1 tRNA gene and 1 rRNA gene are annotated in these 392 nt (G+C 50.5%); both read right to left on the bottom strand.

The features are described 5' to 3' along the window. Position 1: 1 nt before the first annotated feature. A tRNA-Asn gene (locus C173_RS27120) sits at positions 2-74 on the bottom strand. Positions 75-125: 51 nt separating this feature from the next. After that, positions 126-242: ribosomal RNA gene (gene rrf, locus C173_RS27115) — 5S ribosomal RNA — on the bottom strand. Positions 243-392: the final 150 nt, after the last annotated feature.

The raw sequence follows: 392 nt of genomic DNA, 5'->3' as shown, positions 1-392 counted from the left end.
GCTCCCCGAACAGGACTCGAACCTGTGACAACTCGATTAACAGTCGAGTGCTCTACCAACTGAGCTATCAGGGAATATGTAACCAATCAGGGCAAAAAAAATACCACAATGTGTGTGGATGGTCCGCTTGGCGGCGTCCTACTCTCCCAGGACCCTTCGGTCCAAGTACCATCGGCGCTGGAGGGCTTAACGGTCGTGTTCGGGATGGGTACGTGTGGAACCCCTCCGCTATCGCCACCAAACGGGCATTTACAGCGTAAATGCTTCAGGAATTTGATTCCTGAAAACTGAATCCGAAACGAATCTGCGAATTATTTTTTGGATAAGCCCTCGACCGATTAGTATTGGTCAGCTCCATGCATTGCTGCACTTCCACCTCCAACCTATCTACC

It is taken from the genome of Paenibacillus sp. FSL R7-277 (assembly GCF_000517965.1).
Lineage (GTDB): Bacteria > Bacillota > Bacilli > Paenibacillales > Paenibacillaceae > Paenibacillus_AQ > Paenibacillus_AQ silagei.
The sequence above is the reverse complement of the archived record's forward strand: the minus strand, read 5'-3'. Positions and strand labels throughout refer to the sequence as shown.